Source organism: Streptomyces resistomycificus (genome assembly GCF_001514265.1).
Taxonomy (GTDB): domain Bacteria; phylum Actinomycetota; class Actinomycetes; order Streptomycetales; family Streptomycetaceae; genus Streptomyces; species Streptomyces resistomycificus.
In genome coordinates this window covers 234,636-260,279 of the sequence record NZ_KQ948989.1, presented here as the reverse complement: position 1 = coordinate 260,279, position 25,644 = coordinate 234,636, and the positions used below count along the sequence as shown (strand labels likewise).

Here is a 25,644-nt window from a genome sequence, read left to right as displayed (position 1 = left end):
CGGGCGCTGAACCGTGCTCGAGCGAGGGACCCCATGGAGAGACCGTGAACGACAACCACCCGGCCGGCCATGGGCCCACCCGCGCGCTCACCGTCGCCGACGTCCTGGCCCTTCCCGTGCTGGCCGCCGGACAACCCCAGGTCGTCACCGGTGTGGCCCACCTGGAGCGGCCGGTCGGGTGGGTCCACATCACCGAACTGACCGACCCGGCGTCCTTCCTCAAGGGCGGCGAACTCGTCCTGACCACGGGAATGCCACTCCCGGACGACGTGCCGGGCGTGCGCAGGTACGTCGACGAACTCGCCGACGTCGGGGCCGCGGCGCTGGTCATCGAACTCGTTCGTCGCTATCACCGCCCGCCGGACGCACTCGTGGACGCCTGCCGCCTGCGGGGCCTTCCCCTCGTCACGCTCGCCAAGGACGTCAACTTCCTGGAGGTCACCCAGGTCGTGCACGCCCTCCTGCTCGGCAACCAGGCGGACGCGATGCGCCGCACCCAGCGCATCCACGAGGTGTTCACCGCCCTGACCCTGCGCGGTGCCGGCCCGGAGGACGTGGTGCGTGCGGCGGCGGACATGTGCGGTCGCACGGTCGTCCTGGAGAACCTGGCGCACCAGGCACTGGTCTGCGAACCGTCCGGAGGCACGGTGGAGGAGGCACTCACCGGTTGGGAACAGCGCTCCAGAGCCACCGGGGCCCACGACCACACGGCGACCTGCGGCCCGGCGGGCTGGCTCACCGCACCCGTCGAGTACCAGGGTGAGCGCTGGGGCCGTGTGGTCATGCTCCCGTCCCGCACCGACGGCCCCGCCTTCGGGCCGGAGCACGTCACCGTGCTGGAGAGGACCGCGATGGCGCTGACCGTCGCCCGCCTCATCCATCACACCCCCTGGGAACGCACCGCTCACCGAAACGCCCTGCGCGACCTGGTCGACCAGCGCCACCGCTCCGCCGAGGACGCCCACGCCCGCTGCGCCGCACTGGGCCTGCCGACCGACCGCAGCCGGTTCGTCGCGACCCTGGTGGACCTCCGCACAGGCAGCGGAGGAACCGAGGCCGAGACCCGCCTGTCCCAGGAGCTCCGGACGGCGGGCGTCTCGGCCCTCGTCGGCGAGCTGGCCCCCGACCGCCTCGGCATCCTGCTGGCTCTGCGCCCCTCCCAGCCCTGGCGTCCCGTCGTCGAACGAATCTGCGGCACCGCACTGAGCCTGGCCCCGCGAGCCGTGGTGAGCGTCGGCTCGGAGATCACGGACCTCTCCGACACCGCCCGCTCGTTCCGCGAGGCGGCCCGCGTCGCCGAGGCCACCCCACCCGGCCAGCCCCTCCCCCCGGACCGGTCCTTCCACGAGCTGTCCGACATCGGCCTGCACCGCCTGCTGTACACCCTGCGCGAGGACACCCGGATCCAGGAGTACGCCGAACAGCAGCTCGGGCGACTCATCGATCACGACACCCAGCACGGCACCGACCTGCTGACGACCCTGCGCCACTACCTCGAAGCGGCCGGCAACAAGACCACCGCCGCACGCCGGGGCGGCCTCTCCCGCGAAACCATGTACCAACGCCTGCGCACCATCGAGCGTCTCCTCGACCGCGACCTGGAGGCCGGCGAGCAGCGCACCGAACTCCACGCGGCTCTCATGGCACTCGACGTGCTGCGGACCCACTGACGTAGACGGGCTGCGGCCTCGGCAGCGTCGGCAGCGTCGGCAGCGTCGGCATGATTGTCGAAGCGCTTCGACGGCGGCAAACGGCAGCAATCCGGCTGTCAGGCTACCCGTGGGCCGGTAATGGAAAGCATCTCGCGGTAGACACCCTTGTTCAACACGAAACCGGTCCGCTAACTTGCGACTGGAAGTGAAGCGCTTCGACAGCGACCTGAGCCTGACCAACCCCGTCCACCGCGCCGTCCGCCGTCCTGCTCCACATCACCCCCACGGCCCCCGGCGCTGCCCGAACCACCCCACGCCCGCACCACCAACCGACGAGAGGACCTATCGGGTGCCCCCTCTGCGCCAGCCGGACGGACGCTTCGCCAACCCCGTGCTCCCCGGCTTCCACCCCGACCCCAGCGTCTGCCGCGTCGGCGACGACTACTACCTGGCCTGCTCCAGCTTCGAGTACTTCCCCGGGGTGCCCCTCTTCCACAGCCGTGACCTGGTGCACTGGACGCAGATCGGCCACGCCCTGGACCGGCCGGACCAACTGCGTCTGCCCGCCTCCATGCCGTCCTCCGGCGGGATCTACGCCCCCACCCTGCGCCACCACGACGGCCGCTTCTGGCTGATCGTCACCAACTGCAGCGAGGGCGGCGGCAACCTGGTCGTCACGGCCACCGACCCCGCCGGACCCTGGTCGGACCCCATCTGGGCGCCGGGGGTCCCCGGCATCGATCCCGACCTGGTCTGGGACGAGGACGGCACCTGCTGGTGCACGGTCGCCGGGGTGTCGCAGGTCCGTCTCGACCCGTCCACCGGGCAGACGTACGGGACACCGCACAGGCTCTGGTCCGGCGGGCCCGGCGCCAAGGCCCCGGAGGCGCCGCACCTCTACCGGATCGGCGACTACTGGTACCTGCTGATCGCCGAGGGCGGCACCGAGCGCGGCCACGGTGTCTCGATCGCCCGCGGCCTTACGCCCGCCGGCCCGTTCGAGCCGTGCCCGGCCAACCCGATCCTCACCCACCGCGGCACCGACCATCCCGTCCAGAACACCGGGCACGCCGACCTGGTCCAAGGCCCCGACGGCTCCTGGTGGATGGTGCTGCTCGGCGTACGACCGGGCGGCGGCACCCCGGGCTGGCACGTGCTCGGCCGGGAGACCTTCCTGGCCCCCGTGACCTGGGTGGACGACTGGCCGGTCGTCGGCGAGGTCGCCCTGGACCTGCCCGAGCTCCCGTGGCCGCTCTTCCCCGGCCCGGTCGAGGAGCACCGGGACGACTTCGAGCTCGCCGAACTGCGCCCGTCCTGGATCTCCCTGCGCGACCGGCCCGCCGAACACTGCACCACCAAGGAACGCCCCGGATGGCTGACGCTCCGCGCGAGGGGCGGCTCCCTGGACGAGCCCGACGTGGTGTTCACCGGCCGGCGCCAGCAGCATCTGTCGTGCCGGGCGCGCACTCTGGTCGATGCCGGGGAGGGGGACGGCGGCCTCGCCGTCCGGCTCGACGAGCGGCACCACTACGCGATCGAGGCCTCCGGCACCGAGGTGCGGGTGATCGCGCGCGTCGGTTCCCTGCGCACGGTCGTGGCCGCACACCCCGTGCCCGCCGGGCCGGTGGTCCTCGCCGTCACGATCACGCAGCCGCCGCCTCCGCACGGCCCGTGCACCGGACCCGACGTCGTCTCCCTCGGCGTCGAGGAGCCCGACGGCACGTTCACCGAGCTCGCGTCCCTCGACGGCCGCTACCTGTCGACCGAGGTCGCCGGCGGCTTCACGGGCCGGGTCATCGGCATGTACGCCGCGGCTGGCACCGTCCACTTCGACTGGTTCGACTACGAGCCTCTCGACGGCTGAGGCAGGCCCCTCCTGTGCCTCCCGCTGACAGGGACAGGACGCTCCGCCACATCACCCCATGGGCCTGCGGCGGCAGGTGTGGCGGCGTTGGCGCCTGGTCGCTGCCCGACCACGGACCGGAGCCCTCGTACACCGACCGAAACCGACCGTCTCCCGGCGCCCTGGTTGCCCACCTCCCGGGCGACTAGGCGCCGGGGCGTCTCTGCGCGCCGCCTCACTTCGCCGGCCGCGCGCGCCGCTCGGTGTCATGGCAGCAGCCCTCTCTGTGGGTCGTCGAAGCGCTTCACCTGATGACGCAAGGTTATGAGGATTTTCTGGCGAAACAAGGGACCGCAGGCAATGGAGCCCTCTTTCTTCCCAGGCATTGACAGCGCATCTCAGGCGATGACAGCGTCGAAGCGCTTCACCAATCGTCCAACCGATGACTCTCCCGCTCGTTGAGGTGGCCCTCCCGTGGGTTCTGTTCCCCTACCCGCCGTCGGTCCGCGGCGATTCCGCGATCCCGCGCTCCTGCGGGACCGGCGCGTCGACGACCTGCCGCGACGGCTCACGCTCGAAGAGCGGATCGCTCTGCCTCACCCGTACGCGCCGCACGGCGCTGCGGGGCCGCGCACGGTCTACCGCGGGGGCCTAGGCCGCAAGGCCCACCACTCGAAGATCACCAAGTACCCGCAGCGGCGCAGCCACCACCGCGTGGCGGCGACCTCCGCCTTCGCCACCTCCGACTGCCCCGAAGGTGTCCACTCCGCCCAACGGGCCACCGCTCCGGCGCCGTTCAGCGTCGGCCCGACGAACCCTGGATACCCGCCGCCCACGGCCTACGCCGTCATCCACGGCCGTGGCCGCGGCCGCGGCTCCAACCCGCCCACCCGACCGGCCTGCCCGCACCGGCGCGGCCTGGCACCGGAGCTCTGATCACCGTGTCCCACGCATCCGGGCCCACCGTGCGCCCGTTCCCCGAACTGCCCGCCGGGTTCCGCTTCGGAGCCGCGACCGCCGCCTACCAGATCGAGGGCGCCCATGACCTGGACGGCCGCGGTCCGTCCATCTGGGACACCTTCAGCCACACCCCCGGCCGCACCCTCGGCGGCGCCACCGGTGACACCGCCTGCGACCACTACCACCGCTACCGCGAGGACATCGCCCTGCTGCGCCGGCTCGGCGTCGACGACTACCGGTTCTCGATCGCCTGGCCCCGCCTGCTGCCCCAGGGCACCGGGCCGGTCAACGCCAAGGGCCTGGACTTCTACGACCGGCTGATCGACGACTTGCTGGCCGCAGGTGTCGCACCCACCGTCACGCTCTACCACTGGGACCTGCCGCAGTCCCTGGAGACTTTGTCCGGCAGCGGCTCCGCCGCGGGCGGTGGCTGGCGCGTGAGGGAGACCGCCGAGGCGTTCGCGCAGTACGCGGCCCTCGCGGCCGAACGCTACGGGGACCGGGTGGAGCGCTGGATCACCCTCAACGAGCCGTACTGCTCCGCCTTCGTCGGCTACGCCGAGGGGCGGCACGCACCCGGCGCCGAAGAGGGCCGCGGCGCGCTGGCCGCAGCCCACCACCTGCTGGTCGCCCACGGGCTCGCGGTACGTGCGCTGCGCGCCGCGGGCGCCCGCGAGATCGGAATCACCCTCAACCTCGACCGCATCCACGCCGCCTCCGCCCACCCCGAGGACCAAGCAGCCCTGCGCCGGGCCGAGGTCCTCCACAACGAGGTCTGGACCGAGCCGCTGCTCGCCGGGCGCTATCCCGCGCACGAGGACGAGACCTGGGCCGGCCTCGCCGACGGTCCCTGGCGGTTGCCCGGTGACCTGGAACTGATCGGCGCCCCGCTGGACTTCCTCGGCGTCAACTTCTACCGCCCCGTGACGGTCGCCGCCGCGCCCCACCGCGCCGCCGACCCCCGACTGCGCACCGCCGTTGACATCGGCGTCACCGAGCTGGATCCGTACGGGACCCGGCACACCACCATGGGCTGGCCCGTCGTCCCGGAGGCGTTCACCGAGCTGCTCTGCGGACTCCACGCCCGCCACCCGCGGCTTCCACCCATCTGGATCACCGAGAACGGCTCCGCCGAGACCGACACCGTCGGCCCCGACGGCCGGATCCACGACACCGCGCGGATCGACTACCTCGCGGACCATCTCGCCGCCGTCGCCGCCGCTGTCGCCGCCGGGGTGGACGTACGCGGCTACTACGCCTGGTCGCTGCTGGACAACTTCGAGTGGGCGCGCGGCTATGACCAGCGCTTCGGCCTCGTCCACGTCGACTACGACACGCTGACCCGAACGCCCAAGGACAGCTACCACTGGTACCGGGGCCTGATCACCGCGCACCGCGCGCGGACGGAGGAAACCACCCCATGAAGTTCACCGACGGCTACTGGCTGATGCGTCCGGGCGTCACCGCGCGCTACGCCACCGAGGTCGCGGACGTCCGGGCCGACGAGCACCGGATGACCCTGTACGCGCCGGTGAAGCACGTGCGCAGCCGCGGCGGCGTACTCAACAGCGCGCTGCTGACGGTCGAGTGCTGGTCGCCGGCCGAGGGCGTGATCGGGGTACGTGCCACCCATCACGCCGGTTCGGCGCGGCGGGGGCCGGAGTTCGCGCTGTCCGGCGCGCAACCGGATGTGGGAAAGGTGTGCCGGGACGGCGCGGTGGTCGAGCTCACCGCCGGTGAGCTGTCGCTGCGGGTGGACACCTCACAGCCGTGGCACCTGGAGTTCACCGCCGGCGGGCGGGTGCTGACCTCCGTGGGCGAACGCGGCACCGGCTTCGTCACCGACGCCGACGGCCGGCACTTCATGCTCGGGCAACTCTCCCTGGGCGTAGGAGAGTCGGTGTACGGGCTGGGGGAACGGTTCACCCCGTTCGTCAAGAACGGGCAGGTGGTCGACATCTGGCAGGCTGACGGCGGCACCAGCAGCGAGCAGGCGTACAAGAACATCCCCTTCCACCTGACCAACCGCGGCTACGGCGTCTTCGTCAACCACCCGGGCAAGGTCAGCTACGAGGTGGGCTCCGAGTCGGTAGGCCAGGTCCAGTTCAGCGTCGAGGACCAGTCGCTGGAGTTCTTCGTCGTCCACGGCCCGACCCCGAAGGAGATCCTTCAGCGCTACACCTCGCTCACCGGCCGCCCCGCCCTGCCCCCGGCCTGGGCGCTCGGCCTGTGGCTGACCACCTCCTTCACCACCGACTACGACGAGGCCACCGTCAACCGCTTCGTCGACGGCATGGCCGAGCGCGGCATCCCGCTGAGCGTGTTCCACTTCGACTGCTTCTGGATGCGCGGCTACCAGTGGTGCGACTTCGCCTGGGACTCCGACACCTTCCCCGACCCGGCCGGCATGCTGGGCAGGCTCAGGCAACAGGGGCTGCGGATCTCCGCCTGGATCAACCCGTACATCGCGCAGAAGTCGGCGCTGTTCGAGGAGGGCATGCGCGAGGGGCACCTGGTGCGGCGCCCGGACGGCAGCGTGTGGCAGTGGGACCTGTGGCAGCCCGGCATGGCCCTGGTGGACTTCACCAACCCCGCTGCGCGCGACTGGTACACAGGCAAACTGAAGACGCTGCTCGACCAGGGCGTGGACTGCTTCAAGACCGACTTCGGCGAGCGCATCCCCACCGACGTCGTCTGGCACGACGGCTCCGACCCCGAGCGGATGCACAACTACTACACCCACCTCTTCAACCAGGCCGTCTTCGAACTGCTGCAGGCCGAGCGAGGCGAGGGAGAGGCGCTGCTGTTCGCCCGCTCCGCCACGGCGGGCGGCCAGCAGTACCCGGTCCACTGGGGCGGCGACTGCGAGTCCCACTTCAACGCCATGGCCGAGTCGCTGCGCGGCGGCCTCTCCCTCGGCCTGTCCGGCTTCGGGTTCTGGAGCCATGACATCGGCGGCTTCGAGGGCACCCCGACCCCGGCCGTGTTCAAGCGCTGGGTGCAGTTCGGGCTGCTCTCCTCGCACAGCCGCCTGCACGGCAGCAAGTCGTACCGCGTGCCGTGGGACTACGGCGAGGAGGCAGTCGACGTCACCCGCGAGTTCACCCTGCTCAAGCACCGCCTCGCCCCGTACCTCCAGCGCGCCGCGCAGCAGGCGCACGCCACCGGTGTCCCGGTGATGCGCGCCATGGTGCTGGAGTTCCCCGACGACCCGGCCGCCGCGACCCTCGACCGGCAGTACATGCTCGGCGACGACCTGCTCGTCGCCCCGGTCTTCACCGACGACGGCACAGTCGAGTACTACGTCCCGGAGGGCACCTGGACCAATGTGCTGACGGGTGCCCAGGTCGCCGGTCCGCGCTGGGTCCGTGAGCAGCACGGCTTCCACACCCTGCCGCTGCTGGCCCGCCCGGACTCGGTCATCCCGCTGGCCGCCGACGACCAGCGCCCGGTCTCCGCCTGGGCGGACGGCGTCGAACTGCGGGTGCACGCCTTCGCCGACGGCGCAGAGCGCACCGTGGTGATCCCCCGTACCGACGGCCCCGGTGAGACGGCCCGCTTCCACCTGCGCCGCCGGGGCGGCCGTCTGCACGTGACCACCGACAGCGCACACCCGTGGCAGCTGCGGATCGGCGGCCCGGACGCGACCGTGCACACCCGGCCCGCCGGCACCACGGAGGCCGACCTGCCGTACCCGGCCTGAACCCGACAGTCAGGGCGGGGTCCCCGCGGGGGCCCCGCCCTCGGCGGGGGTTGCTCGCCGCCGACGCGGCGAACTCGCCTGCGGCAAACGTCATAGGGGTGGAGTGACCCGTCGCGAACCGGGGAGTCAGCCGCGACGCCGCTACTTGAGATACGCGGCGAGCGGGAGTTTCTGCCGCCGCACGTCTCCGGCGACGAGCCTGGCGATCTGCTGGGCACCGTGGGTTTCGAAGTGGGTGTGGTCGTTGCAGAAGAACGCGCCTACCGGACCCGATCCGTAGTCGCCGTTGTTGGGACAGAAGCGCAGGCTGTTGTAGAGCGAGACGCTCAGCGTCTGCAGGTCGACGACCGGCGCTCGGGTGGCGGTTCCGGCGGCGAAGGTCTGGTTGACGAAGCCGCGGTTCTTGGTCGCCGTACTGCCGGAACAGGTGATGGCCGCCACCGGGGTGAGCAGCACCGGGTGCGCGCCCCGGGCGAGGGCGGCCTGCGCCATCGCGGTCATCAACTGCTGGTAGCGGGCCGGACCGACATGCCGGGGGCAGGTCGAGGAGGAGTCGTTGATGCCGAACTGGATGAACAGGTAGTCGCCGGCCTTCATCCCGGTGCTCGCGTTCAGCATGGCCTGCCAGCGTGACGAGTACGTGCTGGACGTGAGGCGGCACTCGCCGTCGGAGCCCTTGGTGCCGCTCACGTTCCCCTCGTACAGCCAGGTCTGGATGCTGCGGCCTCCCACGGCCTGGTTCCTGACGGTCACGTCGCTGTTGAACAGGGCACCGAACTGGCTGCCCCACCCGTTGGGACAAGGGCGGCCGGCGCTCGGGTTGGCCATGGTGGAGTCACCGGCCAGCCACACGGTGACCGGCTGGGCCTCGGCTCGTACGGCCGGGGCGCTGGAGGCATCGGTGCAGTCCGCCGCGGTGCTGTCGGCCGCCGAGGCGGTGCGAACGCCGAGACCCGACATGGCGATCACCAGTGCGGTGGTGACGAGTATCCGAAGGTTCTTCATGGGTTCCTTTCCGAGGCGTGCGCCTTCGCACGTCGGTCAGCGCAGGTGGGCGGCCAGGGGCAGGTTCTGTTCCCGGACGCTCTGGAGCAGCAGCCCACCGATCTGTGTCGCGCCGTACTGCGAGAAGTGGGTGTTGTCCGTGACGCCGTCGACGGAGGAGCGGAGGAAGAGCTGTGCGGAGGCGCTCGGACCGAGGGACTCGACCAGCGCCTTGCTCCTGGCGGTCAGATCGATCACCGGCACCCGCTGCGCCGTACCGACCGCGCGCATCTCGGCGGGCAGGTTCACGCCGACACCGTTGACGTGCAGTGCCGTGGACGTGAGCCGGTTGCCGCTGAACTGCCGGCGGACCGGCGGCGTCACCAGGACCGGGACGCCGCCCTTGGCACGCACCCTCGAGATCATGGTGGTGAGATTGTTCCGGTAGGCGGACGCGCTGGTCTGCTTGTCGTTGTGGCCGAACTGGATGAAGACGGGGTCGTTCGTCTTGACCTTCGACAACAGTGCGGGGAGGAGCGCCGAGTTACTCAGGAAGCTTCCCGAACTCTCCCCGGAGTCCGCATAGTTGGCTATGACGGCCCCGGGACGGACCGCGGGTGTGATCATCTGTCCCCAGCCGGTGTACGGGGCGGCAGACTGGTCGCACACGGTCGAGTCACCGGCCAGGTAGGCGACCAGCGGCTGGGTGGCCGGCTTCACCGAGACGGCCGAGACCTGCGGGCTGGATCCCGTGAACCGGATGTCCAGACCGGGGTTGCCGGTACCGCCCTGGCCGGTCGGCTGCCCCTCCGGTTGGCGCACGTTGACCGTGAACGAGTACGTGGCGACGGCTCCGGCAGCCGTTCGCGTGGCCGGAAGCATCAGTCGCCGGGCCTCGACCCACATCTCGGTCTGCCCGGCCGAGGCGCCGCCGATGGAGACCGTCACGTCGTAGTTGCCCGGCGAGACGCCGTAGCGACAGGTGATCGGCGAGGTGCCGGAACAGCCGGCGGGCAGAGCCTGCGGAGCGGCGGCAGCGGGGTGCGCCGCGCCGGTGCCGGCCAGCGCCGCGAGGGTCAGGAGTCCCGCCGCCCCCAGCCGGGCGCCGTCTGTGCCACCACGTCGAAATGTCATGCTCATTACACTCACGATTCCGTCCTTGACCAGGGAAACAAGCGGGTTGGGGTTCGCGGCCGTCGTTCAGGCCTGGGTGAAGCCGTTCATGATGGTGGTGGGCCGCTGACTGGCGGAGTCCCAGGCGCCCATGCCGTAGCCCGTGAACGGGGACATGCACTCCGGTTCCCAGTAGAAGATGCCCTGACCGCCGTTCGCCTTCAGCGCCTTGGTGTACGCGACCAGTGCGGCCTGGGTGGAGGAGGCCCTGTCCACCCGGCCGCCGAACTCGCTCTGCAGGAACGGTTTTCCGTACTGCGTGGAGATCTTCTTCATGTTCGCCACGATGCCGGGGGCCACATCGGCGCTGCCGTAGGAGGAGAACACCGACATGTCCCACTTCCCGCCGTTGGCGGCGTAGCGGCTGAAGAACGTCGTCATCACGTCGTACTTCTGCGGCTGGGCCAGGTGGATACACACCGTCGTGTTCGGGGACACCGCCTTCACCTGGGTGTACGCCGCGTTGAGCAGCCCGGTCATCTGCGCCGGGTTGGAGACGCTGCCCACGGGGCGGCAGATCCCGCTGTTGATCTCGTTGCCGATCTGCACCCAGGTGGGCAGCACGTCGTTGCTCTTCATGACCGTCATGGTCTGGTTCACGTACGTGCCCATCGCGGTGCGCATCTGGCTGTAGTTCATGTTCCGCCAGGCCGCGGGCGGGTTCTGCACCCCGACGGAGTTCCAGGTGTCGCCGAACATGTAGTCGAGCATGATCGACATGCCCGCGGCCTTGACCCGCTTGGCGAAGGCGGCGACCTCGTTGATGCCGCAGTGCCCGTCGGTCGGGCTGGTCGAGGGATTGACGAACGTGCGCAGCCGCACGGCGGTGATGCCGTATCCCTTGAGAATGGTCAGCAGGTCCTGCTTCTGCCCGCTCGCGTTCTTCCAGGAGAAGCCGCGCGCCTCCATCTGCGGCACCCAGCTGATGTCGACGCCCTTGACGAAACCCGCGGCGGCGTTGGCCGGCGTCTCGAGTTCGGCGAGCGCGGCAGCGGTGGCGATCGCCCCGGCGGTGGCGGTGGTGGCCTTGAGCAGGATCCTGCGGCTGAGCCGTCCCGAACCGGATGCCTCGGTGGGGTGCATGGTTCGTTCCTTCCTGCGCGCCGGCCGCGCATGAGTCGCGGCGGGCCGGCGGGCGGTGGGTCGTGGGGGGCGTGGGGGGTGGGTTGAGGGGCGTGGGGGGTGCGCGTGCCGAGGGTGCCGTTCCCTGCCTCGGCCGGCCTCACGGCGCACCGGCCCTCCCCCGGCCACCCACGAGGTCGGGACGGGCGGCCGGGGGAGGAAGGTCAGGGCGTGTAGACCGTGGGCCGCGGGGCCGTGGGCATCTGGTTGCCGATGAAGAAGCTCGGGTGCGGCGGCTGGTTGTAGGCGGTGTTCTGCCAGGCCAGGGCGGCGCGGTACATCGTGTCGTGGAGGAGCGTCGTGATCTTGGTGTTGGTCTGGTGCGGCGTCGAGTAGATCCGCAGGGCCGTGTTGTTCGAGGTCGGCCAGACGACCTCCTCACGCCAGTCGCCGAGGATGTCCCCGGCCAGGGACGGCGTGGACTTGGTGCCGTTGTTGGAGTGGACGCCGGAAGCGGTCAGCAGGCGGGTGTCGCCGGAGGTGCCGTACTTGTCGATGCGGGTGCCGTCGAGGAGTTCACGGACGGGGTCGCCGTCCCACCAGCTGAGGAAGTTCATGCTGGAGGGCTCCCGGCCGAGGGAGGCACCGGTCGCCGAGCGCAGGGTGGTGTCGGAGGCCGACCATGCCTCGGCGCCCGGGCTGCCGGCGTGGACGTCGGCGGCGACGCCGCGGCCGTTGTCCGAGCCGGAGGCCGTCTGCCACAGGATCTGGCCGGTGCGTGCGTCGGCCATCCAGGAGCCGGGCTTGCTGGAGTCCTCGGAGACCTTGAAGTACTCCAGGCCCGCGCGGGAGGGGTTGAGGTCGCCGACGTGGCCCGCGTCGCCATGGCCGAGCCTGGTGGTCCACAGCCCGTTGCCGTTGTCGTCCACCGTCATCGCGCCGTAGACGATCTCGTCCTTGCCGTCGGCGTCGACGTCCGCGACGGACAGGCTGTGGTTGCCCTGACGGTCGTAGCCCTTGCCGCTGTTGGCGGAGGAGGAGGTGTCGAAGGTCCAGCGTCGGGTGAACTGGCCGTTGCGCCAGTCCCAGGCCGCGATCACCGAGCGGGTGTAGTAGCCGCGCGCCATGATCAGGGAGGGGCGGGCGCCGTCCAGGTACGCCGTGCCGGCCAGGAAACGGTCGACGCGGTTGCCGTAGTTGTCGCCCCAGGAGGACACGTTGCCGCGGCCCGGGACGTAGTCGACGGTCCCCATCGCCTTGCCGGTCTGTCCGTTGAACATCGTGAGGAACTCCGGGCCGGACAGGATGTAGCCGCTGGAGTTGCGGTGGTCGGCGGACGCGTTGCCGATCACGGCGCCGGTGCCGTCCCGGGTGCCGTCGGCGGTCTTCATGGCGACCTCGGCCTTGCCGTCACCGTCGTAGTCGTACACCTGGAACTGTGTGTAGTGCGCTCCGGAGCGGATGTTGCGGCCCAGGTCGACGCGCCACAGCCGGGTGCCGTCCAGCCTGATGCCGTCGACGATCGTGTTGCCGGTGTAGCCGGACTGGGCGTTGTCCTTGGCGTTGGTGGGATACCACTTCAGGACCAGGTCGAGCCTGCCGTCGCCGTCCAGGTCGCCGACGCTGGCGTCGTTGGCCTCGTACGTGTACGACACCCCGTCCGGGGTCCTGCCGCCGGCCGGCGGCGAGATCGGCACGTCCAGGTATCCCGACCGGAACTGCAGCGCGCGCTCGGAGTGGGCCTGCTCGGTGCCGCTCACCACCGGGCGCACCGTGTAGTCGGCGGAGTCCGGGGCGCCGGAGTCGAAGTAGTTCGTGGAGCCGGTGACCGGCGAGGAGTTGAGCTTGGCGCCGCCGCGGTAGACGTTGAACGCCACGTCGTTCGGGTCGGTGGCCAGCCAGCGCCACGAGACCAGGTTTCCGCCGCTGGTGTGGACGCTGGTCAGACCTCGGTCGAGGCGCTCCACCTGCCGTGCGGTCGCGGCGTGCGCGGTCTGCGGCAGCACGGTGAGCGCGGAGGCGGCCAGCGTGGCGGCGGTGGCGAGAACGGCCGCCACGCGGCCGCCTGGAAGGCGGCGGATTCTTCGTCGCCGCGGCGCCGTGCGGGGACGCGGGTACAGGTCGGTCACGGTGACCTCCGATGTGGGGGGATGTGAGAGCAGCGAAGCGCCCGTCGGAGCCCGCGACCGAGCGCCTCGCTGTCCGCGTTCGTGGATGATCAGGGGAGGGCCCCGCGCATGCCGCTGGTGACGCGGTCATGACAGATCTGCCTCACGATCCTCATGTTCGGGAACGTCAGGCCGGGCGTGTGGGGCGGTCGCGCCTCACCGCAGGACGGATTCCCACTTGGTGTTGGGCCCGGCCGCGTCGGCAGGGAGGCGGTCCCGTGCGGCGGTGTCGGCGTACATGCTCCAGCGGGCCCAGTCGACGACGGTCCGCGGGAAGCGCTGGTCGCTCCAGAAGCTGGTGTGGCTGCCGCCGACGAAGGTGAGGAACGCCTTGGGCCAGGTTATTTCCCTGTACGCCTGCCGGGCCGAGTTGTACCCCGTGGTCGAGTCCCGGTCGCCGTGGACGAACAGGACCTTGGCGGAGATCGAACCGGACGGGTTGCCCATGTCGGTGCAGGACTGCGGGTTGGCGGAGACGATCCGGCTGTCGGGCCACGAGGTCAGCAGGCCGTGGGTGATCATGCCGCCCAGGGAGTGGCCCGAGACGCCGACGCCGATCCCGGTGTTGATGTGCCCGGCCAGCGGTCCGCTCGCGTTGAGCGCGAGGGTGTTGGTGAGGATCTGCGAGACGTCCTTGGAGGAGTTGCCGTTGTTGACGTCGTTGAAGTTGTGGTTGAAGTGCGGGGCGGGGACGACGAAGCCCGCCGCGGCCAGGGCCCGGATGACGAACAGGGAGTTCTGCGGGCTGCTTCCGTAGCCGTGGGTGAAGTTGTAGACGGGGAAGACACCGCCTGCGACCGGGGCGTTCGTCACCGGGTTGCCGCCGGGGGTGCCGGTGGCGGGGTAGTAGACGTAGGTGGTGCACCGGCGGCTGCCGCGGGTCCAGTCATACCGGCGCACGCCGACCGCGAACGGCGTGGTCGGTGCGCCCTGCGGCCTGGCGGTGGCGCCCGCCTGGCCGGTACCGAGCAGGGACGCGCCCACGCCCGCTGCTCCGGCCGCGCTCAAAGCCAGGAAGGTACGCCGTTGCATGCTCATCAATGACTCCCTGTTGTGTGGGGGGTTGCATGTATGAGGGGGTGCTTGTGGGGGGTGCGTGTGGGGGGCGCTTGTACGTGGGGGGAGCAGGGACGACCCGGACTCTTCATTGGTGGAGCAGCACCAGGAGTGGTGAGGGGCGGCGCACGTGATCTGCTCTGTACGTCGCCCCGACTGGGAACGCTCCCACACGGCTTCGAATAACAAAAAGAGTCGCGACCGGGCGCCCATCTGTCAATCGTTGCGACCCAATCACTGTGAACCCGGGGGTCGGACCCTCCGCCGTCAGCCGGGGCTGTGACCGATACCGGCACTCATGCCGGCGATCGTGTGGGCCCTGACGTCGGGATGCGGGCCGTCGACGAACCGGGCCACCACCGAACGGACGTGTTCCTGGGCCGGATGGGCCAGACCGTCGTACACCGCGACGCAGATCTCCCGCGCCCGGGACCGAGGCCAGTCGGCCGGAAGCAGATCGACGGGCAGCAGTGGGTCCAGCACCGGGAAGTGACGGTAGGTACTCATCACTTCGGTGCGCGCGTGCACCGCGTCAGCTCCCGTGACGGCACCGGCGCTGATACCGGGCAGCGAGCCGCTCCACCGCCGGATGAAGATCTCGTACTGCTCGGCGATGCCGGCGAGGTCCCATGCCTCCACCGGATTGCGGTTCGCCTCCGTCTCGAGATCCACCTGCCGCGCGCGGAACACACTCACGGCCCCCAGGGCCAAGTCGGCCAGCTCGACCAGCCCCTTGGGAGTCAGGGGGTGCGGCGACGCCCAGACCGCGTCGTACAGCGGCGCGAATCCCCGCCACCGCAGAGCGGTGCGCAGCGCGCGCCGTCGCGTGCTCTCCTGTTCCGGCACGGAGAAGGCCACCAGCGTCCACCATCCGTCCCACGAGTCGGGTTGCGTGGTGAACGTGGCGATCGAGCCACCGCCGCTCCACAGATCGACAGCGGCCTCCCGGGTCAGCCGGTACGAGCTGTACCGCCCCTGCCGGGCGCCCTCCAGCACCCCTCGACGCGCCAGCCTGCTGATCGTCGTGCGGGCGGTGCCGTCGGCCACGCCGAACTCCCCCAGCAGCGCCACGATCGCCGCGGCCGGCAACCAGGCCCGGACCGGAAACGTGTAGTCGGCGATCAAGGTGACCGCCAGGCCCGCCGGTGAGCCGCCGGCCTGCCAGCGGCGCGGCCGCATCGGCTCGGCGCCGTCGCCGTCGCCGGAGAAGATCTCCTCTAGGTGGGACAGGTTCGCCAAGGTCTTCTCCGACGCGTCGAATTACGGCGGCCCCACTGTAGTGGTCCGGTCCGACGTGCCTACCGAACTCGGGCGGGCCTCCCGCCCCCGCGCCTGTTCGACCGACAGTTCATGTCCGACCGGGATGCAAAGTGAAACATGCCGACCCTCGCTCCATGCGCGAAAGTTCACGACGACCGAGACTGAAACTCAGTCTCAATGAGAGTTGTCGAGTCGATGCAGTACTCTGCTCGCGTCAGCGAGGCACGTTCGACGACTGGAGAGCAGGATGTCTTCACGCGTGGCGCCCGGTGAGGAAGTGACGCCCGGTCTCGACCGGCGTGCGGAGCTGAAGGAGTTCCTGCGTTCCCGCAGGGCCCGGCTCAGGCCCGAGGACGTGGGCCTGCCCACGTACGGGCGGCGCCGGGTTCCCGGGTTGCGGCGCGAGGAACTGGCGCAGCTGGCGGGAATGTCGTACGCGTACTACGCGCGCCTGGAGCAGGGCTACGGCGACACCATGTCGGCCGAGGTGCTGGAGGCCGTGGCTCTCGCGCTGCGCCTGAACGAGGAGGAGCGTGACCATCTGATCCGGCTGGCCCAGCCCGAACGCACACAGGCCGCGCCCCCGCCGCAGCAACTGCGGCCCACCGTCCGGAACCTGCTCGACGCGCTCGGCGTACCCGCCTACGTCGTCAGCCGGCGCATGGACATCCTGGGCTGGAACCGGCTCGCCACCGCCGTCTTCGGGGACTGGGCCCAGCTGCCGCCCGAGGAACGCAACCTGGCCCGGCTGATCTTCCTCTCGCCCGCGACGCGCGACCGGTTCGCCGACCCGGACCGCGCGGCTGTGAGAGCCGCCGGCGCTCTGCGCATGAACGCCGGCAAGAGCCCCGGGGATTCACACCTCTCCTCCCTGATCCACGAGTTGTCGCAGAGGAGCGAGGAGTTCCGCCGGTTGTGGGCCCGGCACGAAGTGAGCTGCGGAACCATCGGCGACACCGTGCGGATGCGGCACCCGCTGGTGGGAGAGTTCGACCTCGTCCACGAGCCCATGGCGCTGCCCGGGGGCGCTCCCATGCGACTGGTCACCTACCACGCCGAACCGGGCTCCCGGTCGGAGGAAGCCCTGCGGACGCTGGCCAGTTGGGAGATGGCGCCACTGCGCTGAGGAACCAACACCTGAGACGCCGAGGACACAGCGAGCACGCGACGACCCGGCGCGCGCCTTCACACGGCCAGGAGCGCGGCTGGTGACGACATCCGGGCCACCGGGACGGAACCGTGTATGGGGCCGGGGACGCGGGACAAGGGCAGGCCGGTGCCGTTGTTGGTGTGGGCGATGATCTCTGCGGTGATGGAGATCGCTGTCTCCTCGGGTGTGTGGGCGCCGAGGTCGAGTCCGATCGGGGAGTGCAGGCGGGCGAGGTGCTCATCGGACACGCCGGCCTCGCGGAGCCGGTCCAGGCGGTGTTCGTGGGTGCGGCGGGAACCCATCGCGCCCACGTAGGCGACCGGCAGGTCGAGGGCCCGGCGCAGCAGGGGAATGTCGAACTTGGTGTCGTGGGTGAGGACACAGATCGCGGTGCGGGCGTCGACCTCCGTGGCCTCGAGGTAGCGGTGGGGCCAGTCCACGACCACCTCGTCGGCGTACGGAAAACGGGTGGGAGTGGCGAACACGGGGCGGGCGTCGCAGACGGTGACGTGGTAGCCGAGGAATCGTCCGGCCTGGCTGAGAGCGGCGGCGAAGTCGACGGCGCCGAAGATCAGCAGGCGGGGCGGAGGGGCCTGGGTGTGGACCAGGAGGGTCAGCTTCCGGAAACAGGTGTCGGCATGGCCGCCGACCTCGACGTGACCGGTCCGCCCTGCCCGCAGCAGCGAACTGGCCTGGGTGGCCACCGCCCGGTCCTCCTCCCGGCCGCCCAGGGTCCCGTCGTACGCGCTGCCGCCCCCGAGGACGGACAGGGTCCGGCCGAGGAGGTGTTCCGGGCCGTCCACCACCTGCGCGACGGCGACGGGCCGGCCGTCCACCACCTGTGCGAGGGCCGTGGCGAGGTGGGGCTGGTCGGCGGGGTCGACGCGCTGCACCAGGATCTCCAGCTCGCCGCCGCAGGTCAGGCCCACGGCGAAGGCGTCGTCGTCGGAGTAGCCGAACCGGGCCCGTAGCGGGGGCTCGCCCGACTCCAGGACCTGTCGGCACAGGTCGTAGACGGCGCCCTCCACGCATCCTCCTGAGATGCTGCCGACCGCCTCGCCCTCGGCCCCCACGGCCAGTGCGGTGCCGGGCGGCAGGGGTGCGCTGCCGCTGACCTGGACGACGGTGGCGAGCGCGAAGGGGCGGGCCTGGCGGCACCAGCGGTTCAACGCGTCCGCGATGTTCAGCATGAGAGGTGTCCTTCCGGAGGGGTGGGGAAGCCGGCCGCCGCGCCGGCTGGGGGGATTGTGGTGTGGGGAAGTCCGCCGCCACGCCGGCTGGGAGGATGGCACGGCGCGGCGGCGGGCCGACCGGGTCGTTCCGGGCTCCCTGGGGGGAGAGAGGTCCGGCCGCCCGGGGTTCAGAGCAGGGCTTCGGCGGTGATGGGCAGGTTCCGGACGCGGCGTCCGGTGGCGTGGAAGACCGCGTTGGCGAGGGCGGGTGCCACGCCGATCTGCACGAGCTCCCCGAGGCTCTTCACCCCGATGGGGTCGGCCTTGTAGTCCTCCCCGTCGAGGTAGACGGCCTTGAGGTCGGGGATGTCGGCGTTGACCGGGACCAGGTAGTCGGCGAGGTTGGCGTTGACGATCCGGCCGTCACGGTGGTCGGTGACCGTGTGCTCCAGCAGGGCCGCGCCGATGCCGCCCACCATGCCGCCGACGGCCTGGCTCTCGGCGAGCTTGGGGCTGATGATGCGGCCCGCGTCGTAGACGCCGAGCATCCGCCGCACCCGGACCAGCCCGAGCCGGGCGTCGACCGCGACCTCGGCGAACATCGCGGCGTAGCCGTACATCGAGAACCGGCTGTTCTCCTCCGGGGCCCAGGACCCGCGCGCCTCCAGGTGGGTGCGGTGGTTGCGGGCCAGAAGCCGCCGGTAGGTCTCCCCGCGCGCGGGGGCGCCCTTGACGTGCAGCCGTCCGCCGCCGGCCACGACGTCGTCGGCGTCGACGCCGTGCAGCGGTGAGCGCTCGTCCTCCACCGCGAGGGTGATGGCCTGCTGCCGCAGCTTGTCGCAGGTGTCCTGGACGGCGGATCCGACCGTGGCCATGGTCTGCGAGGCGCCCTGAGGCGGGGCCGGCGGCATGGCGGAGTCGCCGAGTCGGAAGGTCACCTGACGCATGGGCAGACCAAGCGCGTCGGCGGCGACTTGGGTCATGGAGGTGTACGTGCCCGTACCCGTGTCGTGCGTGGCGGACTGGACCACCGCGGTGCCGTCGGCGTCGAGTCTGGCGTGCGCCTCGGCCTGTCCCAGGAAGACGTCGTAGCAGCCGGTGGCCACGCCGGTGCCGATGAGCCAGTCGCCGTCACGCGTGGAGCGCGGCCTGGGGTCGCGCCGATGCCAGCCGAAGGCGCGGGCTCCGACGCGGAAGCACTCGCGCAGCCGCCGGGTGGAGAAGGGCTGCTGCGTAGACGGGTCTTCGCCGGGTTCGTTGCGCAGCCGCAGCTCGATCGGGTCGATGCCGAGCTCGTGGGCGAGTTCGTCCATCGCGGTCTCGATGACGAAGGCGGCGCTGCCGTAGCCGGGGCCGCGCATCCACATCGGGGTGCTGACATCGAGCGGCACCGTCTGGACGTGCTGGCTGACGTTGGGCACGGCGTAGAGCATCTGCCCGAGCGCCTGGTTGGCCTCCCAGAACTGCTCGTAGCGGGAGGTCTCGTACTTCATCTCGTGGGTCATCGCGGTCAGGCGCCCGCGCCGGGTGCTGCCCAGGCTCAGTTTGTACTCGTACGCGGGCCGGTAGCCCACCGTGAAGTACATCTGCCTGCGGGTCAGCGCGAGTTTCACCGGGCGGCCGAGCTCGCGTGCGGCGAGGGCCGCGATGGTGACGTGCGGCCAGGTCCGCAGGGCGTTGCCGAAGGCACCGCCGACGAAGGGCGAGAGGACGCGCACGTTCTCCTGCGGTATGCCGAACACGGCCGCGAGTTCGTTCCGCGTGCCGAGCACGTGCTGGGTCTTGTCCCACACGGTGAGCCTGCCGCCGTCCCAGCGGGCGATGGTGGCCTGCGTCTCCATCGGATTGTGGTGGTTGCGGGAGAGCCGGTACGTCATGTCCATCCGGACGTCCGCGGAGCCCAGCGCCTCCTGCGCGTCGCCCCGTGTGTAGGGCCGTGCGAAGGGCGCGGGCCCGTCCACGGCCGGGCTGCGGGTCAGGTCGGTCGACGGTGTCTCGGCGGCGTAGGAGACCTTCACCAGGTCGGCTGCGTGCTGCGCGGTCTCCAGCGTGGTGGCCACGACGACGGCGACCGGCTGGCCCATGAACCGGACGGCGTCGTCCTGGAAGACCCGCAGCCGCCGACCCGGGAAGGGGCCCGGGTTGTCGCGGTAGGCCAGCGAGGGCCTGTCGAGGTGGCTGATGACGCCCAGGACTCCGTGCAGGGCGTCGGCGGCGCGGGTGTCGATGCCGGTGATCCGTCCGCGGGCGACACTGCTGTCGACGACGACGGCGTGCACGACGCCGTCGATGTCGTGGTCGGCCGCGTACTTGGCCTGACCGGTGACCTTCAGCCGTCCGTCGACCCGGGACATCGGCGCTCCGACGGCTGCCTGTGGCTGCTGGCTCACTTGCCACCTCCTATGACGCGCAGTTGGCGTTCGACGGTCCGTCTGAGCAACTCGACTTTGAAGCGGTTGTGTGGGAGGGGCCGGGCTCCGTCCGCCGCCCGCTCGGCCGCCGTGGTCCACAGCGCGTCGGACGGCCGCTGCCCGATGAGCCGCCCCTCCACGGCGGGCAGCTTCCAGGGCACGGTGCCGACGCCTCCGGCGGCCACCTTCGCCTCCCGGATCACTCCGCCTCGGATGTGCAGGGCGACGGCCGCCGAGGTGAGCGCGAACTCGTAGGACTGCCGGTCGCGCACCTTCAGATAGCCCGACTTCAGGGGACGCGGAAGGGCCGGTATCTCCACCGCGGTGATCAGTTCCCCCGGCCGCAGGGCCTGTTCGCGGCTCGGTGTGCTGCCCGGCTCGAGCAGGAAGTCGGCGAAGGGCACGGTCCGCTCCCCGGCCGGCCCCAGCAGGTGCACGGTCGCCTCCAGCGCCGCGAAGGCCACGGCGACGTCGGAGGGATGGGTGGCCACGCAGTCGTCGGACGTGCCGAGGATCGCGTGGGTGCGGTTGACGCCGTGCAGGGCCGCGCAGCCCGTGCCCGGCTCACGCTTGTTGCAGGCGGCGGTCACGTCCCGGAAGTACGAACACCGGGTGCGCTGCATGATGTTGCCGCCGATGGTCGCCATGTTCCGCAGTTGCGCCGACGCGCTCAGCTCCAGTGCCTGCGAGATCACCGGATACAGCGCGCGCACCCTCGGATGCGCGGCGGCCTCGGCCATCCGCACCAGCGCGCCGATGCGCAGGCCCCCGCGCCGGGTGACGGTGACCTCGCGCAGTGGCAGGGCGCTGATGTCGACCAGTGCGCGGGGGCGTTCGACGGTCTCGCGCATCAGGTCGACCAGCGTGGTGCCGCCGGCGATGTAACGGCCGCCGCGACGACCCGCGTCGAGAGCTGCCCGGGTGTCGGAGACCCTGGTGTAGGAGAAGGGATGCATGGGAACCGTGCCTCATTTCCCGTGCGCGGCCTGCTCGACCGCCCGCACGATCTTCACGTAGCAGCCGCAGCGGCAGATGTTGCCGCTCATGAACTCCCGGATCTCCTCCGGTGAGCCGGTGTGCCCCTCCTGGACGCAGCCGACGCCGGACATGATCTGGCCGGAGGTGCAGTAACCGCACTGGAAGGCGTCCTGGTCGATGAACGCCTGCTGCAGCGGGTGCAGTTGGTCTCCGTCGGCCAGGCCCTCGATCGTGGTGACGTCGGCGCCGTCCAGCCGAACCGTCAGCGTCAGGCAGGAGTTGACCCGACGACCGTCGACCAACACGGTGCATGCGCCGCAGGCACCGGCGTTGCAGCCCTTCTTCGAGCCGGTCAGCCCGAGGCGTTCGCGCAGCAGGTCGAGGAGCGAGGTCCGGTTGTCGACCGTGACGGTGTGCCGCACGCCGTTGACGGTGACCGAGACGCGGCTGCCGGGCGGCGCCTCGACGGCGCCCGCGGGCTCGGCGCCGAACACGGACGGCCCGGATGTCAGGCCGCCCACCGCGACCGCGCCGCCGACGGCGGTGGTCGCGATGAAGGTACGCCGGGACGGGGCGGACGGAGATGCCTCGGGGGGAGATTCAGCTGACTCGGGAGGTTCGGTGGACATGCCCACTCTCTTGGTCGACGGGAGACGGCCGGCGGTCGCCAACCGCCGCGTGCGCTGATCGGGCGAGAGGCTCCGCGGCGGGTCGCAGGCCCGGGAGGAGCACCGGACGCGGGGCGTCGATCGCGGCCGGCAGCCGTCTCACCAGGTCCTCGGTGCGGCACGGCGTCCACTGTGCGGCACCTGGCGCGATCCAACGAGCAGGCAGCTTTGAGACGACTCGGTTGCGTACGACTGCCGTTGGTACGTCTGGCGGTAGCAGCCGGCGGCGCCACGCGTCGGTAGCTCTCCGTGCTCGCGACCGCCCCGTCGGGTGAGCGGACCGAGAAGGGGCAAAATATGCTGCGAATATCATAAAGAGGGATAATTGCCGCGTCCTGGGACGCGTGAACAGCGTCCCCACCCGCCAGGAAAAGGCAGAGCGGACCATGTCGAAGAAACCACGTTCGTCCGAGCCATCACACGGAAAGGGCCCCAGTCGTCACCAGGGCACCGAGCAGCACGGTTGGTCGCCCGATGTGGATGAGACGCGTCAGCAGGACAACCCGAGCGCCGAGCGCTCCTTCCGTACCGCCGAGCATGCCGGCGGAAAGGGCCGGGGCCGGACGAAGTCCCCTCAGGAGACGAAGTCCGTTCCGGGCGACACGGCCGTAAGTCACAATGCGCGCGGCGAGGAGTACGGCGACGCGGACGAGAAGGGCCGACGCGACACCGGACCCAAGGGCCGCTCCCAGCGCCCCAGCGGCACCAAGGACGCATCAGCCAAGACCGGCGTGGACCCGCAGGACCCGCAGGACTCATAGGACTCACAGTCGCAGGACCCGGCGTGCGGGCGCCGAAAGAACCGCCAACCCGGTTCGGCGCCCGCACGGCCGGCCGCTCCGCCCGTCTCCACGGCGGGCGAAGCCCCGGTCGACTTCAGCAGATCCGCGGCAGCTGCTCCCCGATCGGCAGATCGACCACGCGCGTGCCGCCCAGGCCGGTCCGTGCCACGACCATGCCGGGATGCGCCTCGACGGCCTCCCCGATGATCACGGAGTCGACGCCCAGCGGATGGGCCCGCATCGCCTCCAGGACGGCGTCGGCGTGCTCGCGGGGAACGAAGGCCACCAGCTTGCCCTCGTTGGCGATGTACATGGGGTCCAGTCCGAGAATGGCGCAGGCGTTGGCCACGGCCGGCGGGACCGGGACGTCGCGTTCCCGGATGACCACCCCGGTGCCGGAAGCCTGAGCGATCTCGTTGAGCGAGGCCGCCAGGCCGCCCCGGGTGGGATCGCGCAGGACGTGCAGATCCGGGGTGACGGCGAGCATGGCCTCGACCAGCCCGCCGAGCGGGGCGCAGTCGCTCCTGATCTCCACTCCGAATTCCAGGCCCTCGCGCACGCTCATGATCGCCACGCCGTGGACACCGATGGCGCCGCTGACGATCACGACGTCGCCGGGGACGACCCGCTGCGGGCGCAGATCGACCCCCGCCGGGACGAGACCGACGCCCGCCGTGTTGATGAAGATCCCGTCGCCGTGTCCGGCCTCCACCACCTTGGTGTCGCCGGTGGCCACCTCGACACCGGCTGTGCGCGCGGCCGCGCCCAGCGCCTCGGACACCCGGGTGACCACGTCGAGCTCGACGCCCTCCTCCAGGATGAATCCGCAGGAGAGGTAGGCGGCACGGGCGCCGCTCATGGCGAGGTCGTTGACCGTGCCGTTGACCGCCAGGTCGCCGATGCTGCCGCCGGGAAAGAACAGCGGCCGCACCACGTAGGAGTCGGTGGAGAAGGCCAGCCGGGCACCGCCGAGGGAGAGGACGGCGGCATCACCCATCTGGGCGAGCACTTCGCCCCCGAACGCGGGGGCGAAGATCTGCTGGACCAGTTCGGCGGAGAGGACTCCCCCACCGCCGTGGCCCATGACGACGCGCGGCCGGTCGCGCAGGGGCGCCGGACACGTCCACCCCTCGACGTCCAGGGCTGCGGGACCGGAGAGGTCCGTGGTGTCAGACAACGGGGGTCGCCTCCCGGGCCTTGGTGGCGGGCATGTCCAGCCGCCGGTAGAGGTAGTACGCGGCGCAGGCGCCCTCGCTGGAGACCATGGTGGCTCCCAGCGGGGTGCGGGGGGTGCACAGGGTGCCGAAGGCCTCGCACTCGTGCGGCTTGAGCAGCCCCTGCAGGACCTCTCCGCTGCGGCACTCGGCGGGTTCCTCGGTCCGGATGCCGTCGACCGCGAAACGGAACTCGGCGTCGTGGTCGCGGTACTTCGCCGACAGCTTCCAGCCGCTGTCGGGGATCACCCCGATGCCGCGCCAGGCGCGGTCGGTGACCTCGAACACGTCCTCGAGCATGGCGCGGGCGGCCGGGTTGCCCTCCGGGCGGACGGCACGGGCGTAGGCGTTGTCGACGGTGTGCTCTCCGCGTTCCAGCTGACGGACGGCCCGGCGTACGCCTTCGAGGATGTCCAGTGGCTCGAAGCCCGTCACGACGATCGGAACACGGAAGCGTTCGACCAGTTCCGGGTACTCCCCCACGCCCATCACGCTGCAGACGTGCCCGGCCGCGAGGAAGCCCTGCACCCGGCAGCTCGGCGACGACATGATCGCCTCGATGGCCGGGGGTACGCGGACATGGGACACCAGCATGCTGAAGTTCCGGATGCCGAGCTTTCGGGCCTGGTGGACCGTCATGGCGTTGGGGGGCGCCGTCGTCTCGAAGCCGATGCCGAAGAACACCACCTCGCGGTCCGGGTTCTGCTGTGCGATGCGCAGCGCGTCGAGCGGCGAGTAGACGACGCGCACGTCGCCGCCCTCCCCGCGGACCTGGAACAGGTCCCGTCCCGTGCCCGGCACGCGCAGCATGTCACCGAAGGAGCAGAAGATCACCTCCGGCCGGGAGGCGATCTCCAGAGCCTTGTCGATGACCTCCAGCGGGGTCACACACACCGGACAGCCCGGCCCATGGATCAACTCCACCTTCTCCGGGAGGAGTTGGTCGATGCCGTGGCGGATGATGCTGTGGGTCTGCCCTCCGCACACCTCCATCAGCGCCCACGGTCTGGTCACCGTGGCGTGGATGTCGTCGAGGAGCCGACGTGCCAGCTCGGGGTCCTGGAACTCGTCGATGTACTTCACTACTTGCGCACCTCTTCCACCGGGTCCGCGCCCGCCTCTGTCGCCGCCATCTCCCAGGCGTCGCCGAACTCCTCCTGCAGCAGGCCGAGTTCGGCGAAGAGTTCGAGCGTCTGCCGTGCCGACTCCTCGTCCAGCCGTTGCAGGGCGAACCCGACGTGCACGATGGCGTACTCGCCGACCTGGAGGTCGGGCAGGTACTCCAGGCACACCTCCTTGACCACTCCGCCGAAGTCGACGGTGGCCATCCTGGTGCCGTCCCGTTCCTCGATGTCCAGCACTCTGCCGGGTACCGCCAGGCACATGAGCCTCTCCTCGCTGTGGTCGC

General features: G+C 70.9%; 20 protein-coding genes. 7 read left to right on the top strand and 13 right to left on the bottom strand.

The window, feature by feature from the left end:
- Positions 1-44: 44 nt before the first annotated feature.
- The 5 genes from AQJ84_RS06495 (at position 45) to yicI (ending at position 8,158) form a co-directional block, all read left to right on the top strand.
- A complete protein-coding gene (locus AQJ84_RS06495) occupies positions 45-1,670 on the top strand; it encodes a PucR family transcriptional regulator (protein WP_030045725.1) in 1,626 nt (541 codons plus the stop codon).
- A 331-nt stretch (positions 1,671-2,001) separates the two neighbouring features.
- The gene (locus AQJ84_RS06490; RefSeq protein ID WP_030045723.1) at positions 2,002-3,516 is read left to right on the top strand and encodes a glycoside hydrolase family 43 protein; all 1,515 of its coding nucleotides are present in this window, start codon (positions 2,002-2,004) and stop codon (positions 3,514-3,516) included.
- A gap of 453 nt (positions 3,517-3,969) precedes the next feature.
- Entirely contained in the window at positions 3,970-4,431 is a 462-nt protein-coding gene (locus AQJ84_RS06485) for a hypothetical protein (RefSeq protein ID WP_030045722.1), read from the top strand.
- A gap of 29 nt (positions 4,432-4,460) precedes the next feature.
- The gene (locus AQJ84_RS06480; RefSeq protein ID WP_030045720.1) at positions 4,461-5,879 is read left to right on the top strand and encodes a GH1 family beta-glucosidase; all 1,419 of its coding nucleotides are present in this window, start codon (positions 4,461-4,463) and stop codon (positions 5,877-5,879) included.
- Positions 5,876-8,158: an alpha-xylosidase gene (gene yicI, locus AQJ84_RS06475; protein ID WP_053190298.1), complete on the top strand. Its 2,283-nt coding sequence runs from the start codon at positions 5,876-5,878 to the stop codon at positions 8,156-8,158. Before AQJ84_RS06480 ends, yicI begins: the two co-directional genes overlap by 4 nt.
- Positions 8,159-8,299: 141 nt before the next feature.
- Here the strand turns inward: yicI and AQJ84_RS06470 are convergent, their stop codons facing one another.
- The 6 genes from AQJ84_RS06470 to AQJ84_RS06445 form a co-directional block, all read right to left on the bottom strand.
- Positions 8,300-9,163, bottom strand: coding sequence for a GDSL-type esterase/lipase family protein (locus AQJ84_RS06470; RefSeq protein ID WP_030045718.1), 864 nt, complete (start codon positions 9,161-9,163; stop codon positions 8,300-8,302).
- Between the two features lie 36 nt (positions 9,164-9,199).
- A complete protein-coding gene (locus AQJ84_RS06465; RefSeq protein WP_051870318.1) occupies positions 9,200-10,276 on the bottom strand; it encodes a rhamnogalacturonan acetylesterase in 1,077 nt (358 codons plus the stop codon).
- Positions 10,277-10,342: 66 nt separating this feature from the next.
- Positions 10,343-11,398: a glycosyl hydrolase 53 family protein gene (locus AQJ84_RS06460; protein WP_030045716.1), complete on the bottom strand. Its 1,056-nt coding sequence runs from the start codon at positions 11,396-11,398 to the stop codon at positions 10,343-10,345.
- A gap of 203 nt (positions 11,399-11,601) precedes the next feature.
- Positions 11,602-13,434: a rhamnogalacturonan lyase gene (locus AQJ84_RS06455; protein WP_404817982.1), complete on the bottom strand. Its 1,833-nt coding sequence runs from the start codon at positions 13,432-13,434 to the stop codon at positions 11,602-11,604.
- Between the two features lie 267 nt (positions 13,435-13,701).
- On the bottom strand, positions 13,702-14,583 hold the full coding sequence (locus tag AQJ84_RS06450; RefSeq protein ID WP_053192598.1) for an alpha/beta hydrolase family protein: 882 nt from the start codon (positions 14,581-14,583) through the stop codon (positions 13,702-13,704).
- A 285-nt stretch (positions 14,584-14,868) separates the two neighbouring features.
- Positions 14,869-15,840 carry a PaaX family transcriptional regulator gene (locus AQJ84_RS06445; RefSeq protein WP_030041618.1) on the bottom strand — a complete coding sequence of 324 codons (972 nt, stop codon included), beginning with the start codon at positions 15,838-15,840 and terminating at the stop codon, positions 14,869-14,871.
- 268 nt (positions 15,841-16,108) lie between these two features.
- Here AQJ84_RS06445 and AQJ84_RS06440 point away from each other — a divergent pair, with 268 nt between their 5' ends.
- A complete protein-coding gene (locus AQJ84_RS06440; protein ID WP_030041617.1) occupies positions 16,109-16,987 on the top strand; it encodes a helix-turn-helix domain-containing protein in 879 nt (292 codons plus the stop codon).
- Positions 16,988-17,046: 59 nt separating this feature from the next.
- On the opposite strand, the gene AQJ84_RS06435 is transcribed toward AQJ84_RS06440, so the two are convergent.
- From AQJ84_RS06435 to AQJ84_RS06420, 4 genes are all read right to left on the bottom strand, one after another.
- Positions 17,047-18,201 carry an XdhC family protein gene (locus AQJ84_RS06435; protein ID WP_053192600.1) on the bottom strand — a complete coding sequence of 385 codons (1,155 nt, stop codon included), beginning with the start codon at positions 18,199-18,201 and terminating at the stop codon, positions 17,047-17,049.
- A gap of 170 nt (positions 18,202-18,371) precedes the next feature.
- A complete protein-coding gene (locus AQJ84_RS06430; protein WP_030041615.1) occupies positions 18,372-20,573 on the bottom strand; it encodes a xanthine dehydrogenase family protein molybdopterin-binding subunit in 2,202 nt (733 codons plus the stop codon).
- Entirely contained in the window at positions 20,570-21,550 is a 981-nt protein-coding gene (locus tag AQJ84_RS06425) for an FAD binding domain-containing protein (protein WP_030041614.1), read from the bottom strand. Before AQJ84_RS06425 ends, AQJ84_RS06430 begins: the two co-directional genes overlap by 4 nt.
- Positions 21,551-21,562: 12 nt before the next feature.
- The gene (locus AQJ84_RS06420; protein WP_030041613.1) at positions 21,563-22,201 is read right to left on the bottom strand and encodes a (2Fe-2S)-binding protein; all 639 of its coding nucleotides are present in this window, start codon (positions 22,199-22,201) and stop codon (positions 21,563-21,565) included.
- Positions 22,202-22,626: 425 nt separating this feature from the next.
- Here AQJ84_RS06420 and AQJ84_RS06415 point away from each other — a divergent pair, with 425 nt between their 5' ends.
- Positions 22,627-23,001, top strand: coding sequence for a hypothetical protein (locus AQJ84_RS06415; protein WP_053192602.1), 375 nt, complete (start codon positions 22,627-22,629; stop codon positions 22,999-23,001).
- A 115-nt stretch (positions 23,002-23,116) separates the two neighbouring features.
- On the opposite strand, the gene hypE is transcribed toward AQJ84_RS06415, so the two are convergent.
- The 3 genes from hypE to AQJ84_RS06400 are packed head-to-tail and all read right to left on the bottom strand — an operon-like array spanning position 23,117 to position 25,621.
- Positions 23,117-24,199, bottom strand: coding sequence for a hydrogenase expression/formation protein HypE (hypE, locus tag AQJ84_RS06410; RefSeq protein ID WP_053192604.1), 1,083 nt, complete (start codon positions 24,197-24,199; stop codon positions 23,117-23,119).
- Positions 24,192-25,319 (bottom strand): hydrogenase formation protein HypD, encoded by a 1,128-nt coding sequence (gene hypD, locus AQJ84_RS06405; RefSeq protein WP_030041611.1) that lies wholly within the window; start codon positions 25,317-25,319, stop codon positions 24,192-24,194. Before hypD ends, hypE begins: the two co-directional genes overlap by 8 nt.
- Positions 25,319-25,621 (bottom strand): HypC/HybG/HupF family hydrogenase formation chaperone, encoded by a 303-nt coding sequence (locus tag AQJ84_RS06400; RefSeq protein ID WP_030041610.1) that lies wholly within the window; start codon positions 25,619-25,621, stop codon positions 25,319-25,321. Before AQJ84_RS06400 ends, hypD begins: the two co-directional genes overlap by 1 nt.
- Between the last annotated feature and the right edge of the window lie 23 nt (positions 25,622-25,644).

What these genes read in the sequence shown, in the direction of transcription:
- AQJ84_RS06435 (WP_053192600.1), bottom strand. Translation starts at nt 18,201, where the DNA reads ATGCTGAACATCGCGGACGCGTTGAACCGCTGGTGCCGCCAGGCCCGC.
- AQJ84_RS06470 (WP_030045718.1), bottom strand. Translation starts at nt 9,163, where the DNA reads ATGAAGAACCTTCGGATACTCGTCACCACCGCACTGGTGATCGCCATG.
- AQJ84_RS06415 (WP_053192602.1), top strand. Translation starts at nt 22,627, where the DNA reads ATGTCGAAGAAACCACGTTCGTCCGAGCCATCACACGGAAAGGGCCCC.
- AQJ84_RS06425 (WP_030041614.1), bottom strand. Translation starts at nt 21,550, where the DNA reads ATGCATCCCTTCTCCTACACCAGGGTCTCCGACACCCGGGCAGCTCTC.
- AQJ84_RS06440 (WP_030041617.1), top strand. Translation starts at nt 16,109, where the DNA reads ATGTCTTCACGCGTGGCGCCCGGTGAGGAAGTGACGCCCGGTCTCGAC.
- AQJ84_RS06420 (WP_030041613.1), bottom strand. Translation starts at nt 22,201, where the DNA reads ATGTCCACCGAACCTCCCGAGTCAGCTGAATCTCCCCCCGAGGCATCT.
- AQJ84_RS06450 (WP_053192598.1), bottom strand. Translation starts at nt 14,583, where the DNA reads ATGAGCATGCAACGGCGTACCTTCCTGGCTTTGAGCGCGGCCGGAGCA.
- yicI (WP_053190298.1), top strand. Translation starts at nt 5,876, where the DNA reads ATGAAGTTCACCGACGGCTACTGGCTGATGCGTCCGGGCGTCACCGCG.
- AQJ84_RS06465 (WP_051870318.1), bottom strand. Translation starts at nt 10,276, where the DNA reads ATGACATTTCGACGTGGTGGCACAGACGGCGCCCGGCTGGGGGCGGCG.
- AQJ84_RS06400 (WP_030041610.1), bottom strand. Translation starts at nt 25,621, where the DNA reads ATGTGCCTGGCGGTACCCGGCAGAGTGCTGGACATCGAGGAACGGGAC.
- AQJ84_RS06460 (WP_030045716.1), bottom strand. Translation starts at nt 11,398, where the DNA reads ATGCACCCCACCGAGGCATCCGGTTCGGGACGGCTCAGCCGCAGGATC.